This window comes from Acetobacter tropicalis, from assembly GCF_001580915.1.
GTDB lineage: Bacteria > Pseudomonadota > Alphaproteobacteria > Acetobacterales > Acetobacteraceae > Acetobacter > Acetobacter tropicalis.
Map to the genome: position 1 here is coordinate 48263 of NZ_LHZQ01000217.1, position 15714 is coordinate 63976.

Consider the following 15714-nt stretch of genomic DNA (forward strand, 5'->3'; position numbering starts at 1 on the left):
AACCCCTGTTGCCCTTCTTTTCCCACCCCCCATAAAAAAGAAATTAGTCGTGCGGGGCTCTTTTCGGGGCTTTCCTGCGTTTTCAGAACTTGCACACTCCCACCCGGATATGTCTGATTACATTTCATGAACGATCTGCCTGACCCCGTGTATAAAGCGCAGCCGGAGAAAGAGGAGAAACCCTCCCATTTCCGCACCGTGCTTGTCGCTCTGGCAACCTGCACCCTGCTGGCCGGTGCCGGGGTCCATTTCATGGGCTCGGGCAACAACACCCCCACTACTCCGGCAGCCGCAGGAAGCGGAGATAACCAGAGTGCGGATGCATCACAGCAGCGCACAGGCATTCAGCTTTCCCTGATTGCCCCCGACAAGGCAGCCGAAGCCCTTGCTTCCTCCGGCTATTCTGAAAAAGAACAGGCTGACATTCTGGCAGGCGTGAAGCGGCGCGATCTGCGTCTGGTTGCCATGCCCATTTTTGATGCCACAGGCACGGGGGGCACTGTGTCTGTCATATCAGGCACCATGCACCGTACCGTTGCCCTGCAAACAAACCCCACCGTATTGATTCTCCCCATTACGGTTGCCGGAAATGTTGATATCCTTCCCGTGTCTGATCCGGGCATAGTAGGAATAGGAAGCGGCGTGATAACCATGTTCGGCCCACAGGTTCTGCCTGTTATGCATCAGGGTGACTCTCTTGGCCTGACGGTGATTGCCCAATGAAAGGCCTGCTACCAGCCCTTAACCGGCTGATGCCGTTGATGATGGTGATTTTTCTGGTGCTGGCCAGCATCCAGATGGCCATCAGCCTGCACCTTTCACTGGCCTCGCTCACCCATTTCATGGAATGGTGTGCACCGGCATGGCCCATAATTGCCGCAGTCAGCGGCTTGTTGACCATAGGCGGGCTGCTGTTCGAAACACGCGCCGAGCGGCTTGCACGCAAAGGCTTATTACGCCGACGGGGGTGGATGATGGACGTTCTTGCCAGACTGACCAACCGCAACGCGCTTGAAGAAATGCTGGCGCGGGAACAGCGGGAAACAACAATTGATGCCGAGGAACTGGCCGCCAACCTGCGCGCCCGCGTGATTGGCCAGGATCAGGTATGTGAAGATATTGCCGTGCAGTTGCGCCGCAGGCTGGCCCTGCAGGTTCGCGGCAAGCCGGTTGGTATCTTCCTGCTGGCGGGCCCACCCGGCACCGGTAAAACCTATCTTGCCAAACAGATGGCCCGCCAGCTTGAACGCCCTCTGCTGCATTTTGACATGACGCAGATGAGCAGCCCGCACGCGGCCACCCAGCTTTTTGGCTCCCCCAAAGGGTATGTGGGTTCTGATACCTACGGCAAGCTGACCGGCGGCCTGAAGGAAAAGCCCGATGCCGTGGTGCTGCTGGATGAAATTGAAAAAGCCCACCCGGACGTATTCAAGAAATTCCTGACCGCGTGGAACGACGGCCATATTACCGAGGCCTCCACCGGGCAGCAGATTTCTACCGTTCGCGCCATTTTTGTGCTGACATCCAACATCGCAACCGATGCACTGACGGAAATTGCGGATCGCCTGCATGATGATCCGGACCGGATGCGCGCCGAGTCGGTTGAAGCACTGCGTCAGGCTGGTTTTGCCCCGGAAGTGCTCAACCGTCTGGACCGTATCTTTGTATTCCGTGCGCTGAAGGGGCTGGATATTGCCCGCGTTTCCGCACTGGAAATCGAAACCATGATCGAAAGCTACGGGCTGAAGGTGGAAACCGGCGGTATCGATGCGTCCCTGCTGATGGATGTGATGCGCCGCCAGAGCCGTATGGGCGATGCCGCATCGGCCCGCGATCTTGTGCGTTCCATTGAAGACATGATCAGCGAATCGCTGATTGTGGCGCGCCAGCAGGGTGCCTCCATGATTCGCATCTCCCGCGATGAGGACGGCACCGTGACAGCCAAAATAGCCGACAATAACGGTGACAGCAGTGAGAGCATGCACGCTCGCCTGACCCCATAAGCGTACGGGGCCTGCCGGTGGGTAGGCCCCAGTTTTTTCACACCTGATACCGTCTGGACCGAGCATTACGGCATGTCCGCTTTTACCCGCCTTTGGCAACGTGCCCCCCTGTGGCGCACGGTTCTGATTTCCACCGGTGCATGCGGCATTTTTTCTGTGCTGTTTCCCGCCCCCTGGCTGACGACCCGCCTGCCCTACTACCAGACGGTAACGGACAAGGTTGGCCACATGCTTGGCCGAAGCTCCGCCGCGCAGACCAACAATGCCGAAGGGGAAGGACGCCGCATGGTTTCCCAACCTCCGCTGGATGCGCAGTTTGAAGGCGTGATTCCTTTTGCCGGGCGTCAACTTCCGCTCCCGGCTGGCAAATGGCACCCTGTTTTAAACTATCAGGATGATGTTTCGCATGGGGAGATTCTGACCTCCATTTTCGTGCGGTCAGAACGCGGTGTGGTCACGGGCTTCATCATCGCGCAGGCCACCACACAATCCCTCCCCTCTTCTGACACCCAGATGTTGCAGGATATGTGCCATAGCGGCTTCAACTTTACAGTTGGGGACCTGCCGCAAGATGGCACCCACACGGAATGCTGGCTGACCTCCCCCATACGGGTGGTGAACAACCTGTTCCTCACTTCCAATCAGGCCTTGCAGGGCCTGCTGAGCAGCCCGCTGTTCATTCCGCCCGCATTGCAGCGGCTTGGCATGATGGGCTTTGACCTTCCCCCCATTCTGGTGGATGCGGGATGGACCCATATTGAGAAAAGCAAGTCTGGCACCGGAGTCGATTTTGCGACCATCCACACGCTGCTCAGCCCGGCGGAAGCAGGGCAACGTGCCGTGCCGGGTGCTCCGGAAGACTGGTCCCGCGCGGGCATGAACAATTCCCCCATGGTGGCGGATTTTGTGAAACGAAGCGATACGTGGCTGAAAAACTGGCTGCCTTACCTGCGCAAAGGGTACAACAGCACCCTGGAAGGCGGCCCACTCCCCGCTGCCGCAGCCACGGACCCCGGTTTCCACGGTTAAGACCTGCGTTCTTACCGTGTGACCTGATGCAGGTGCAGGTTGCCGGGAAGAACGTTTCTCCCCGCGAAATCAAAGCCTCGGTCATGAAGAAGAGAAGCGCGTGATGTTGGGGGCAGCCTCCTAGCGTCTGCTCTCCTCTGCGTCACGGAAGAAATTCCGCAACGGGAGGGATCATCTCCCGCCCCTCCGACACCCCCGCACCAAAAACGCACTCACTGTCGTTGGGCGCAAAATGCCCCACTCTTGCACAAGCAGACAGTCAGAAGACGCTTTTGCTACCTTCACGCTCGCGCGCCAAAAAGCTGGCGAGGATTTTGTGAGACCGAGACGCGGCTTGAAGAGTCTGAAAATCTAGGCCGTGAGGAATTAGTGACGCAGGAAAGCTGGAGTCTGAAGCCTACAAACAAGACGCCCCAGTGATGAAAGAACGTGGGACAAAAACCCACGCTTTTCGGCACCAACAAAAGGTGCGGCAAATTACCCCACCAGATTTTTCAAGCACTCTCTCTTCAGGATTTAGGCGTTTCCCTCAAGACATCGGAGGAAACCTCAATCAGGAAATCAAGCACCGTACGCGTCCGCAGTGGCAGGGTGCGCGGACCTGTATGCACTGCGTAGAACGGCAGAGAGGGAATGTTCCAATCTGCAAACAGGCGTACCAACTTACCCTCTTCTACGGCTTCCCGCACCAGGAACTCTGGCAGCAGGCCAATGCCGATGCTGGCGGAAACAGCATAGAAAACGGCCTCACTACTGTTGGCCCGGAACACCGTTGAGGGCGCGATAACGCTTTCTTCTTCTTCCCGATAAAAATGCCAGTCATTCCGGCCACCGCCATAGTTGTAAACAATGGCAGGATATTCTGGCAGGTCACGCGGATGTTCTGGGGTGCCGCACCGTTTCAGGCAGTCCGGAGAAACAACCAGCCATTTGCGCACCACGCCCAGCTTGCGGGCAATCAGGGAGCCTTCGGCAATTTCCCCTACGCGCACGGCCAGATCCAGCCCTTCTTCCACCAGATCTCCAAACGAGTCGCGCATCACGATCTCGACTGAAAGATCAGGATGACGCTCCAGCAACTCCCCCAGTCGTCTGGTCAGATAGAGGCCAAACGCCGTGGTCACCCCCAACCGCACCAAACCGGAGACAGATGCACGCCGTCGCCCCAGAACGGTTTCAGCCGTTTCCAGAATTTCCAGAACTTCATAGGCATGGGGCAGAAGGCTGCGGCCGTCTTCTGTCATCATCAGGCTGCGCGTGGTGCGGGCAAACAGCGTGGTGCCGTAATGCGCTTCCAGCAAGGCGATATGCCGTGAAATAGTGGGCTGACTGACACCTGTCTCACGCGAGACAGCCGAAAAAGAGCCTGTGGCCGCCACGCGGACAAAGCTGTGAAGAGCAGAAAGAAGGTCCATCAGGTTCCGGAACACATGTGCTGAGACGCTGAAACGCCCTGCCCTGCCTTTTCAGCAGACCGCTTGGTACGGTTCCGGGCACCGCACCGCACAGACCACCGTCAGACCCGGCTAGAGTATAGCTGTAATCATACGACTATCGTATTTATATCTGACTCATACTTATTTTATACACAATTGACGGGAGCACTCTTCCGCCATGCCTCAGGCGCATTTGATGTGCCAACGCCTTGCTGCTTCCAGCCCCACAAGAGGGCCGTTGCCAAGTCTGGTAGGCCGGGCGGGCGGGATTTTTGACAGCAACATGCACCGTTTTTTGCCGCCCGCAGGCCCCAGCACCGTGCCCTTGGTCTTGGTCTTGGTCTTGGTCTTGGTCTTGGTAGCTGAAAGCCCTGCTGTTCAATCTCACAACTGCCTTGCCAGCCTCACGCGCTGATCTTTCACACCTTCTTGGCGGTAGCCTTAGCGGTGGCGTGTGTGAGGCTGCGCCAGTTTCTTTTCCGCCATCCGGGCCAAACGCACAAACGGCAGCCCCAGCAGCAGATAGGCACCCCCCACCATCAAACCCGTGCCAAAATAGTCAAAATAGGTGGAAGACAGGCGAATATAGGTCTGGGTGAGTTCTGTGAGCGTAATCACGCTGACCAGCGATGAGTCTTTCAGCAGAGAAATGAAATCATTGGTCATGACAGGCATCACCAGCCGGAACGCCTGAGGCACAACCACAAACCGCAACGCCTGAATATGCGTCATGTTCAGGGCCAGCGCGGCTTCCATCTGGCCACGAGCCACGGATTGCAGGCCCGCACGATAGTTCTCGGCCTCATAGGCTGCGTAGTTAAGCCCCAGCCCCATCACCCCGGCCAGAAACGGGCCAAGATTGATACCAAACTGCGGCAGGCCATAGAAAATGAACAAAATCTGGATCAGCAGTGGCGTGCCACGGACTATTTCCACATACAGCCCGGCGAGAGACGCCATCCACGGTGCGCCATACAAACGCAGCAGAGCCAGTGACAACCCAAGAGCCACCGCCAACACCATGGCACACAAGGAAACGGCAAGGGTAAGAACAGCCCCTTTGGCCAGCAAAGGCAGAAACCCGACGTAACGCCGCAACCGTTCCGTCCAGCCAGCGCCGCCCTGTTGCGCCGCAACATAGGACTGCCACTCGGTAGGGGCGATATCAGGTGTGGAAAAATCCTGCGCGAACTGCGCCATTTCAGGCGTCCACAAATTCCAGCGTGCCAGAATGGTGTGCAGGCTGCCATCCTTGAGCATGGCGGCCAGAGCCGTGTTGACCTGTTCCCGCAGCGCCGCGTTCTGGCCTTTGGCAAAAGCAATGCCGTAAGCCACGCGCCCAATGGGTTCGCCCGTTATCTGCAAGGCGGGATTGGTTGCGCCGTAATACTGGGCAATGGGGCCATCAATCAGGATGGCCTCTGTGCGGCCATTCACAAGATCCATGAACACATTGGTTTCTTCATCATAGGTGCGCACATGCACTTTGGGATGCCCGGCCAGAATCCGCTCTGCCTGCGTGGCCTTGATGGTACCCACCACGTGCCCATCCAGATCCTCCAGCCGGGAGAATTGCGGGCCATTCCTGCGCACCACAATCCGCTCGGATGTCACGTAATAGGGGGTGCTGAAATCTATGCCTTCGGCATGCTCCGGTGTGATCTCGATCCCGCAGATCACCATGGCGTACAGGCCGCGTTGCAGGCCGGGAATCAGGCCATCCCAGTCATTCTGAACGAACGCCAGATCCCGGCCCATATGGCGGCCCAGTTCCTGCATCAGTTCATATTCATACCCCGTAAGGCGTGACTGATCTTTCAGGTCATGAAAAGTGTAGGGCACATCTGCCGAGGCATCAGCCGCCCACCGCAAAGGTTCGGCCGCAAACCCCGCCTTTGGCGCGGACAGACCAAAAGCCGCTACCAACGCCAACACTGCAAGAAGCCCAGACCGAACCATGACAAACCGTGACAGAAAATGCCGCAGGCCGTGCTTCACAAAACTGTCCTTAAAAAACGTCGGGTGCGCTCATCCACAGGATTCACGCACAGGGTTTCCGGTGGTCCGGCCTCTATAATGTGTCCACCATCCATGTAAACAATGATATCAGACGCCACCTGGGCAAAACGCATGTCATGCGTGACCACAATCTGGGTCATGCCCTCATTGTCCAGCGTGCGCATCACGCCCAGCACTTCCTCCGCCACCAGCGGGTCCAGTGCGGATGTGGGTTCATCATACAGCATGATCTCCGGCCGCATGGCCAAGGCGCGGGCAATGGCCGCGCGCTGCTGCTGCCCGCCGGAGAGAGAAAGAGGATAACGCTGCGCCACCTTGCCCAGCCCCACCTTTTCCAGCAGGGCCATGGCCTCATCCCGTTCTTCCACGCCGCCTTCGCCCTTCACCACGCGCGGGGCCAGCAGAACGTTATCCAAAACCGTAAGGTGCGGGAAAAGATTAAAGCTCTGAAACACCATGCCCACATGGGTGCGCAGCTTATGGGCCATATGCTCGTCAGCACGCCGCCAGGGGCCACCTTGGCGTTCTATCGTAACGCCCATGGCGGTTACGGTCCCGCTATCCGGTATTTCCAGAAAATTCAGACACCGCAGGAATGTTGATTTCCCGCAGCCGGATGGGCCGATCACTGAGATCAACTCCCCCTTGCGCACTTCAAGGGAGACACCGCTCAGAATTGCCCCTTCTCCAAAGCTTTTGTGCACATTCAGCGCACTTAGAACGATGGGGTCTTCTTCAACGCAAAAAGCCGACCCGGTGTAATCCGGGTCGGCAATGTCGTGTCCGCTAGGAACAAAACGGTTATCAGGCAGCTTTGGTCATCCCACGCAACACATACTGAAGGATGCCACCATGCCGGTAATACTCAACTTCGTCCAGTGTATCGACACGGCAAAGAAGCGGAACATCCTGCTTGGAACCATCAGCACGCGTAATGGTCATGGTCACATCCATGCGCGGCGTGATTTTTTCCAGCCCCGTGATGGTGATGGTTTCATCACCCTTCAGGTTCAGGGTCTTGCGGGTTGTGCCTTCCTTGAACAGCAGCGGCAGAACGCCCATGCCCACAAGGTTGGAACGGTGAATACGTTCAAAGCTTTCAGCAATGACTGCCTTGATCCCCAGCAGCAGGGTGCCTTTGGCAGCCCAGTCACGGGAGGACCCCATGCCGTATTCCTTGCCACCAAAGACCACAAGCGGAACGCCTTCCTTCTTGTATTCCATGGCGACATCGTAAATGAAGCCTTCCTTGCCATCAGGATAGTGCTTGGAAAGCCCCCCTTCCGTGCCCGGCAGCATCTCATTCTTGATGCGGATGTTGGCAAAGGTGCCACGCACCATCACACGGTCATTCCCGCGGCGAGAGCCGTAGGAGTTGAAGTCACGTGGTTCCACACCATGCTCGATCAGATAACGCCCGGCAGGGGAGTCCTTCTTGATCGCACCGGCAGGTGAGATGTGGTCAGTCGTGATGTTGTCACCCAGCAGGGCCAGAATACGGGCGTTTTCAATGCCACCACGCGGCTTGGGTTCCGGTGTGATGTCCTTGAAGTACGGCGGATCCTGAACATAGGTGGATTTTGCATCCCACGCGTAGGTTTCAGACCCGGTGGCAACCTTCAGGTCCTGCCATTCCTTCGTGCCCTTAGACACATGCTTGTAGCGCTTGATGAACTCTTCACGGTTGATGGAAGAACCGATCAGGTCAGCAATTTCCTTGTTGGAAGGCCAGACATCTTTCAGATAGACCGGCTTGCCATCCTTGGAGGTGCCCAGAGGTTCGGTCGTGATATCCTTCCGCATGGTGCCCAGAATGGAGTAGGCAACCACCAGCGGCGGGCTGGCAAGATAGTTTGCCCGCACGTTCGGAGAGATACGGCCTTCAAAGTTACGGTTGCCGGACAGCACGGAAACAGCAACCAAGTTGTTGTTTTCAATGGCATCCACAATGTGCGGCGGCAGCGGACCGGAGTTACCGATACAGGTTGTGCAGCCATACCCGACCGTGTTGAAGCCCAGTGCATCCAGATCTTCAGACAGCTTGGAACGGTCCAGATAATCGGTCACGACCTGAGAGCCGGGAGCCAGTGAGGTCTTGACCCAGGGTTTGGGTTTCAGGCCCAGAGCACGCGCCTTGCGGGCCACCAGACCAGCCGCAATCAGCACCGCCGGGTTGGAGGTGTTGGTGCAGGAGGTAATGGCGGCGATCACAATATCGCCCTGACCGATTTCATAGTTGGTGCCAGCAACCGGAACCCTCTTGTTGGCATCGTTCGCGGGAACGCCAAGGGAAGAGGTCAGTTCTTTTTCAAACGCGGTCTTGGCTTCCGTCAGAACAACGCGGTCCTGCGGGCGCTTCGGACCGGAGATTGACGGCACAACCGTGCTCAGATCCAGTTCCAGAACATCCGTAAACACAGGTTCCGGGGTTTCAGCGGTGCGGAACATTTCCTGCGCCCGCAGATATTCTTCGGTCAGCTTGATGCGGTGTTCATCACGGCCGGTTTCACGCAGGAAGTCCAGCGTCAGGGCATCAACCGGGAAGAAGCCGCAGGTTGCGCCATATTCCGGAGCCATGTTGGCAATGGTTGCGCGGTCAGCCACCGGCAGGTGATCAAGAGCAGGACCAAAGAATTCAACAAACTTACCCACAACGCCCTTTTTACGGAGCATCTGGGTCACGGTCAGCACCAGATCGGTCGCCGTGGCGCCTTCAGGCAGTTTGCCAGTCAGTTTAAAACCGATCACATCAGGGATCAGCATGGCAATGGGCTGGCCCAGCATTGCGGCTTCAGCCTCAATCCCGCCAACACCCCAGCCCAGAACGCCCAGACCGTTGATCATGGTGGTGTGGCTGTCTGTGCCGTAAAGCGAATCGGGGTAGACGTAATCCTTGCCACCCACGTTGGCTGTCCAGGCAACCTGGGCAATGTATTCCAGGTTCACCTGATGGCAGATGCCGGTATCAGGCGGCACAACGGAGAAGTTTTCAAACGCTTCCTGGCCCCAGCGCAGGAAGGCGTAGCGTTCGCCATTGCGTTCGAACTCAAGCGTGATGTTTTTCTGCAGCGCATCCTGCGAACCGTAAACATCCACCATAACGGAATGGTCGATCACCAGATTGACGGGAACCAACGGGTTCACCTTCTGGGGGTCGCCTTTCAGCTTCACAATGCCGTCGCGCATGGCGGCCAGATCAACCACCGCAGGAACACCCGTGAAATCCTGCATCAGAATGCGAGAAGGCTTGAACGGCACTTCCTTGGTGCTGCTTCCCTTTGGCAGCCAGCCTGCAATGGCCTTGGCGTCATCCACATTGTAGGAACGACCGTCTTCAAAGCGCAGGATGTTTTCCAGCAGAACCTTCAGTGAAACAGGCAGACGGCTGACATCGCCGATTGTTTTTGCTGCTTCAGGAATGGAAAAATAATGATAGGCCTTACCGTCTACTGTCAGTGTACGGCCTGTTTTCAGTGAGTCATGCCCAACCGTCTTCATAATACCCTATCTCCCCTATCACAGCCCATGGCTGGTGATACGTTCCGGAAGTCGGCGCACCGCCTGACGCGGTGCCAGTGTGCTCACCCGCTCTTCCGGGTGGCCGACTTGATATCCCGTTGGCAGTAGAACATACCGGCAGTCTGATAAGGCACAAGCCGAGGCCCGACCACGAGAACGCGAGCACACCGGCTTTGGCGGGTTTTGATAGGTAACATTAAGGAGAAGTCCGATCTCCGAGAGGTTTTTTGCAGGAAAGGGGCCACATCTTGCCGCCCCTTCCCCCTCCGGCACACCACGGCTTGTAGCAGAGTCTCTCTCGGTTTTCCGGGGAGACCGGCTGGTGCTGGATGATGTCAGCCTGAGTTTGGATGCTGGCGAGGCCATGCTGCTTACCGGCCCCAACGGGGCAGGCAAATCCACCCTGCTGCGTGTGCTGGCAGGCCTGCGCCGCCCGGATGGTGGCGCCCTGCTGTGGGACGGCGTGCCCATTGCGGAAGACCGCACCGCCCACGCCACCCGCGTTGCCTATCTTGGCCATCAGGACGCCCTGAAACCCAGCCTGAGTGTTGTGGAGAATCTGCATCTGTTTGCCCGTGCAGGCGGCGGCGACATGACGGCAGCACTCAAAGCTGTTGACCTTCTGCCGCTGGCTGATTTACCGGCCCGCCTGCTTTCCGCCGGGCAGAAGCGGCGTGCGGCCCTTGCCCGCGTGCTGCTGGCTCAGGCTCCCCTGTGGCTATTGGATGAACCCAGCCTGGGGCTGGATGCCAACGCCATTGTGCTGCTGGGCGAAGCCATTGCCCGGCACCGCGCTGCTGGCGGCGTGGTAATAGCCACAACCCATGTGCCGCTGCCCCTTGAAGACGTGCGCCATCTTGCCCTGCCCGGCGCGCCGGACCCAGCGGACAGATGGTGGGATGAGCAGTCGTCCGCCCTCTCTTCCTCTGATCACGAAGGAGCCAGCGCATGATGAGCCTGTTCTGGGCCGTGGTCTTCCGGGACCTTCGGCTGGCACTGCGTCATGGGGCCGATACGTTGGGGGCAGTGCTGTTCTTTATTCTGACAGGCACCCTCTTTCCACTTGCGCTTGGACCATCGCCTGATCTGCTGCGCCATATGGCCCCCGGCATTATCTGGGTCTGCGCACTGCTGGCCGCCCTTCTGCCGCTGGACCGTCTGTTTGGCGCGGAACTGGAAGATGGCTCGCTTGACCAACTTCTGCTGCTGGGTCTGCCGCCCGCGCTGGTGGCGCTGGCCAAGATAACCGCCCACTGGCTGACAACCGGCCTCCCCCTGCTGATTGCCGCCGTTCCGCTGGCCATCATGCTGGGTCTCCCCACGGCCACACTGCCTATTCTGCTGGCAGGCTTGCTGCTGGGCTCCATGGTCTTGTCTCTGGTCGGCGGCATGGGCGCATCCATTGTGCTGGGCGCGCGCCGCGGGGGCGTTCTGCTGCCGCTTCTGGTGCTGCCCCTCATAACCCCGGCCCTGATTTTTGGGGCCGCCGCTATTGACGCTGCGCGCACTGGCCTGCCTTGGGGGCCTGATCTGGAACTGCTCGGCGCTTTCCTGGCTGGCGCTTTGCCTCTCTGCCCACTTGCAGCCGGAGCCGGATTACGCGCTGCGGTGGAATAACCGACAAAAAACAGAGCCTGCCACATCATGCTGGCAGGCTCTTCTCAAAGACTGATTAGAAAACCGACCATGGCGGACTGGCAAAACATTTTTTGAAAATACCGCCGCAAATCTGACCGTTTCCGAGGCCAACGAAGTAAAAAACTACTGGCTCAGCGGCAGACCGTTCAGCATTCGCTTCCTGATCTGACACGCGTACAGCCATTGTTTCCATGCTCCCTCCGTTGAGAGAGGAAGCATTCTTCCTTCTTTCCCCGCTTCACCCACTAGAGCGGAAGCGCAACCCTGCTCCCTCCCCACGGAAACAACCGTCCACCCCCGCGTTAGGGCGCGGGGTTGGAATGCACCTGATGGATTGCGTTGATCTTGGCTTCCAGTTCTGGAGTGATGGTCACCTCCACAGAGCCGAGGATCGTTGCAAGCTGCTGCGTGCTGGTGGCCCCGATAATGTTGGATGTCACAAACGGGCGGGACGTAACAAACGCAACGGCAAGTTGCACAGGGTCCACCCCTTCTTCCCGCGCAAGGGCCAGATAAGCTTCAATCGCCACATCCACACCGGGTTTCTGGTAGCGTTGCCCACGGTCAAACAAGGTCGTGCGTGCACCCGCAGGCCGCGCGCCATTCAGATATTTTCCGGTCAGATAGCCTTGCGCCAGCGGAGAATAGGCCAGCAGGCTGACCCGTTCCCGCAGTGCCATTTCTGCCAGCCCGATTTCAAAGGTGCGATTGATCAGGTTGTAAGCGTTCTGGATTGAGGCAATACGCGGCGCACCCGTTCTGGAACATGCGAGATATTCAGACACGCCCCATGCGGTCTCGTTCGAGACCCCTACGTGGCGGATTTTCCCTTCCGTCACCAGATCGCCCAGAACGCCCAATGTTTCTTCAATCGGCACCTCATCCGCATCCGCCAGAGATGTAAACGTGGTGCCTCCTTCTCCAAACAACCCGATCTTCCGGTCTGGCCAGTGCAGTTGATACAGATCCAGATAGTCCGTGTTCAAACGCCGCAAAGATCCTTCCAGCGCGTACCGGATCTGCCGTGGTGTCAGGCGCGTTTCTTCCCCACCGGGCCGAAACCACGGTTGGGTGCCCCGTCCCACCGCCTTGCTGGCAAGGATAATCTTGTCCCGATTACCGCGTGCCTTCAGCCAGCTGCCGATAATGGTTTCCGTAGAGCCCTGCGTTTCAGCGCGGGGCGGAATGGAATAAAATTCTGCCGTATCAATAAAATTGATGCCATGCGCCAGCGCCATATCAAGCTGGGCATGCCCTTCGGCTTCGGTGTTCTGCTGGCCGAAGGTCATGGTGCCAAGGCACAGTTCACTCACCATAATGCCAGTACGGCCCAGTTCTCGTTGCTTCATGCGGACATCACCTGAGAGAAAAACAGACTAAGGACGGGAACCACCATCAGCCCCGCCACTTCCCTGTTGTTGCGACTAATCACGCAAAGAGCAAGGCTTTGACCTATTTTACGTTTTTATACAGTTATTGAGCACCCTCAAAAACTCTCTGCAACAGGACGTAAGCATGGGAAGTCCAATCCAGAAAAAAGGGATACCTCTTTAACAGGTATCCCCTTGCTTTCCTGATAATCTCGCCCGGCACTGTCATGCCAGATGACGCGGATGGCTGTTTGACAAGCCCGTCAGATGGGTCTCATGAGGCCTTTCGAGACTGAAAGCGTTGGATTTTTGTCTCGGCAGTCTGACGTCTCGCCGTCCAATCCGTCTTGTCTGCCTCAAAAACCCTTCGCAGCCCGCAATGACGGACTTTCAACCAGCGGCCGACCAAACGGCGCTCATGCCTTCAGAGGCGCAAGCACCACACTGGAGTCCCGTCCCTTATTTGGAAGAAGCGGTCGGCGCGCCTGCGGACTGCTGGCCAGCCCCCTGAATATCAACCGACGCGTAACGCACAGCGTTCTCGGCATCGCGCAGAGCTTCACTGGCCTTGTACGGGTTACTTTTGATGAACTTTGCAGCCTGCGCCACATCTTTCCGGGTCTGCTCCAGCGGAACAGCGGCAATGATATAATCCGCATCCACGCTAGAGACACGCAACACTTCAGAAGCCCGAGCCGTGTTGCCCGCCTTCAGATGCCGGTTAGCCGCTGCCAGCGCAGCAGATTTTTCCGGGGTGGGTTCAACCGTTTCATCCAGCACCAGTTCGCCATCGATCGGCAGCCATGCCACCTGCTTGCCGGTAGAAGCCAAAGGCCGGGGCGGTTGCTGACGCGTTTTGGTGGGCATCAGTTCGTCTTCCGCTTTCTGGAAGGCCGTATTATCCGCCTTGGCAGTTTCCAGAGCGGCCTGAGCACTGGCGATCAGTTTCTTGGCTGTGTCCAGATCACCATCATAAATGGCCTGCCGTGCCAGACTCAATTCTTCAAATGCGGTGTTACCGTCCACGGACAACCGGCCAAAATCCTGCGCTGCCAGATTGGCAAGCTGGGCGTTGGCTGGTGAAGGTGCTGCCGGCGCACCAGAAGAGGCTGCCGCCGCCGCAACAGTTGTGGCCTGTGCGGCTGTCTGCGCCATGGCGGGCATAGCCACACCTGATGCCAACAGGGTGGCCAACACTATGCTGGATGATTTCACGATCCGTCTCCCTTGAACATTCCCACGCATCAAATGCGGGTAATGTTGTGCAGGAAGCGCTCAGCGCAAAGACAGGCGCGCACAAGGCAGGGCTGACCATGGGGCAGGCCCGTGCCAGATAAAGAAAAAATCAAACTGGCACAGGAGGTTAAGTCCTCCTGTGCCTGCTAAACATACCAGATCAGATATAATGCTCGGTCAGCGGCTTGAAGCCATTGAACCGGGTGGAGCAATAAGTGGACACATAGGCGCCGGTAGCAAGCAGGTCCACCTGCTCACCAGCCGTCAGCCCCAAAGGCAGTTCGTAAGCTGTCTTTTCATACATGATATCCGCACCATCACAGGTTGGGCCTGCAATTGCTACGGGGCCGGTCGGGGTGCCATCGCGTTCCGTGCGAATAGCGTAGCGAATGGATTCGCCTTCCGTTTCAGCCAATCCACCAAAGCGGCCGATGTCCAGATACACCCAGCGCGGTCCATCTTCCCGCCCGCGACGGCTGACCAGCACAACTTCGGACCGGACAACCCCGGCTTCACCCACAATAAAGCGACCCGGTTCCACCAGCATTTCCGGCAGCGCGTTGCCGAAGTGCTCGGTCATGGCGTGGCTGATGGCCATGGCAAAGTGATCAATACTCGGCACTTCATCCCGATACCGGACGGGGAACCCCCCACCCAGATTGACCATGCGCAGGTCAAGCCCGGCGACACTCAGATCAGTGAACAGAGCGGCCACACGAGAAATGGCAACCTCGTAGGCGTCAGCAGAAAGCTGCTGGCTGCCCACATGGAAGGAAAGACCATACGGGTCCAACCCCATATCCCGCGCTTTGAGCATCAGATCACGCGCGGAGTCCAGCGTGGTGCCGAACTTGCGGGAAAGCGGCCATTCCGCGCCGTCATTATCCACCAGCAGGCGGCAATAGACGCGGGCACCCGGTGCATGTTCGGCCAGCTTTTCAAGCTCTTCCTGGCAGTCGAACACGAACATCCGCACACCGGCTGCATAAGCGGCGCGAATGGCGGAGACTTTCTTCACCGTGTTGCCAAAAGAAATGGCGTCCGGTTCCGCTCCGGCTTCCAGGCACAGAGAAACTTCTTCCCAGGATGCGGCGTCAAAGCAGGAGCCCAGGCCAACCAACCGGTTAAGGATGGGCATGGCAGGATTCGCCTTGACCGCATAATAAATGCGCGCCTGTGGCAGGGCGGTGTTCAGGGCATGGTAACGCGCTTCAACCTGATCGACATCGACCACGAGGCAAGGCGTTGCCGGCTTTTGTTCGGCGATAAAACGGGCAATTTTGGGAGTCATCCCACCCATTCCCCCAATATAAGGCTCTTGCTGCGTGTTCCATGCAGGAAGAGGAGTTGCGAAACGGTCTAACGGACCAGCGACCAAAGGCGAACCGTCCAGAAATGAGGCGGTCCCGATTGCCAGAACGCTTGACGTCGTTGCGTAACCTCAGAGGGCCAGTGGCACGTGCG

General features: G+C 57.9%; 13 protein-coding genes. 6 read left to right on the forward strand and 7 right to left on the reverse strand.

Going from position 1 to position 15714, the window contains the following annotated elements; genetic code table 11:
• Positions 1–126: 126 nt before the first annotated feature.
• The 3 genes from AD944_RS12435 to AD944_RS12445 all read left to right on the forward strand — a co-directional run bounded on the left by AD944_RS12435 (position 127) and on the right by AD944_RS12445 (position 3032).
• Complete coding sequence (locus tag AD944_RS12435; protein ID WP_052427192.1) at positions 127–723, forward strand: hypothetical protein; 597 nt, start codon at positions 127–129, stop codon at positions 721–723.
• Complete coding sequence (locus AD944_RS12440; protein ID WP_045542611.1) at positions 720–2003, forward strand: AAA family ATPase; 1284 nt, start codon at positions 720–722, stop codon at positions 2001–2003. Before AD944_RS12435 ends, AD944_RS12440 begins: the two co-directional genes overlap by 4 nt.
• 72 nt (positions 2004–2075) lie before the next feature.
• Positions 2076–3032 (forward strand): hypothetical protein, encoded by a 957-nt coding sequence (locus AD944_RS12445; RefSeq protein ID WP_035380155.1) that lies wholly within the window; start codon positions 2076–2078, stop codon positions 3030–3032.
• A 509-nt stretch (positions 3033–3541) separates the two neighbouring features.
• Here the strand turns inward: AD944_RS12445 and AD944_RS12450 are convergent.
• The 4 genes from AD944_RS12450 to acnA all read right to left on the reverse strand — a co-directional run bounded on the left by AD944_RS12450 (position 3542) and on the right by acnA (position 9985).
• Complete coding sequence (locus AD944_RS12450; RefSeq protein ID WP_045542610.1) at positions 3542–4447, reverse strand: LysR family transcriptional regulator; 906 nt, start codon at positions 4445–4447, stop codon at positions 3542–3544.
• 462 nt (positions 4448–4909) lie between these two features.
• Positions 4910–6427 (reverse strand): ABC transporter substrate-binding protein/permease, encoded by a 1518-nt coding sequence (locus tag AD944_RS12460; RefSeq protein ID WP_045542628.1) that lies wholly within the window; start codon positions 6425–6427, stop codon positions 4910–4912.
• A 35-nt stretch (positions 6428–6462) separates the two neighbouring features.
• Positions 6463–7191 carry an amino acid ABC transporter ATP-binding protein gene (locus AD944_RS12465; RefSeq protein ID WP_269320086.1) on the reverse strand — a complete coding sequence of 243 codons (729 nt, stop codon included), beginning with the start codon at positions 7189–7191 and terminating at the stop codon, positions 6463–6465.
• Positions 7192–7291: 100 nt separating this feature from the next.
• On the reverse strand, positions 7292–9985 hold the full coding sequence (gene acnA, locus AD944_RS12470) for an aconitate hydratase AcnA (protein WP_045542607.1): 2694 nt from the start codon (positions 9983–9985) through the stop codon (positions 7292–7294).
• 232 nt (positions 9986–10217) lie between these two features.
• Here acnA and ccmA point away from each other — a divergent pair, with 232 nt between their 5' ends.
• On the forward strand, positions 10218–10958 hold the full coding sequence (ccmA, locus tag AD944_RS12475; protein WP_082741249.1) for a heme ABC exporter ATP-binding protein CcmA: 741 nt from the start codon (positions 10218–10220) through the stop codon (positions 10956–10958).
• Complete coding sequence (ccmB, locus tag AD944_RS12480) at positions 10955–11623, forward strand: heme exporter protein CcmB (protein ID WP_006558873.1); 669 nt, start codon at positions 10955–10957, stop codon at positions 11621–11623. The genes ccmA and ccmB overlap by 4 nt, the downstream gene beginning before the upstream one ends.
• Positions 11624–11946: 323 nt before the next feature.
• On the opposite strand, the gene AD944_RS12485 is transcribed toward ccmB, so the two are convergent.
• Both AD944_RS12485 and AD944_RS12490 read right to left on the reverse strand, forming a co-directional pair.
• On the reverse strand, positions 11947–12993 hold the full coding sequence (locus tag AD944_RS12485) for an aldo/keto reductase (RefSeq protein ID WP_006558875.1): 1047 nt from the start codon (positions 12991–12993) through the stop codon (positions 11947–11949).
• A 480-nt stretch (positions 12994–13473) separates the two neighbouring features.
• Positions 13474–14229: a YfdX family protein gene (locus AD944_RS12490; protein WP_236709234.1), complete on the reverse strand. Its 756-nt coding sequence runs from the start codon at positions 14227–14229 to the stop codon at positions 13474–13476.
• Here AD944_RS12490 and AD944_RS17595 point away from each other — a divergent pair.
• Positions 14220–14351: a hypothetical protein gene (locus tag AD944_RS17595; protein WP_006558877.1), complete on the forward strand. Its 132-nt coding sequence runs from the start codon at positions 14220–14222 to the stop codon at positions 14349–14351. The two genes, AD944_RS12490 and AD944_RS17595, sit on opposite strands and share 10 nt — an antisense overlap.
• A gap of 59 nt (positions 14352–14410) precedes the next feature.
• Here AD944_RS17595 and AD944_RS12495 read toward each other — a convergent pair whose 3' ends face one another.
• Positions 14411–15541 carry a type III PLP-dependent enzyme gene (locus tag AD944_RS12495; RefSeq protein WP_045542627.1) on the reverse strand — a complete coding sequence of 377 codons (1131 nt, stop codon included), beginning with the start codon at positions 15539–15541 and terminating at the stop codon, positions 14411–14413.
• Positions 15542–15714: the final 173 nt, after the last annotated feature.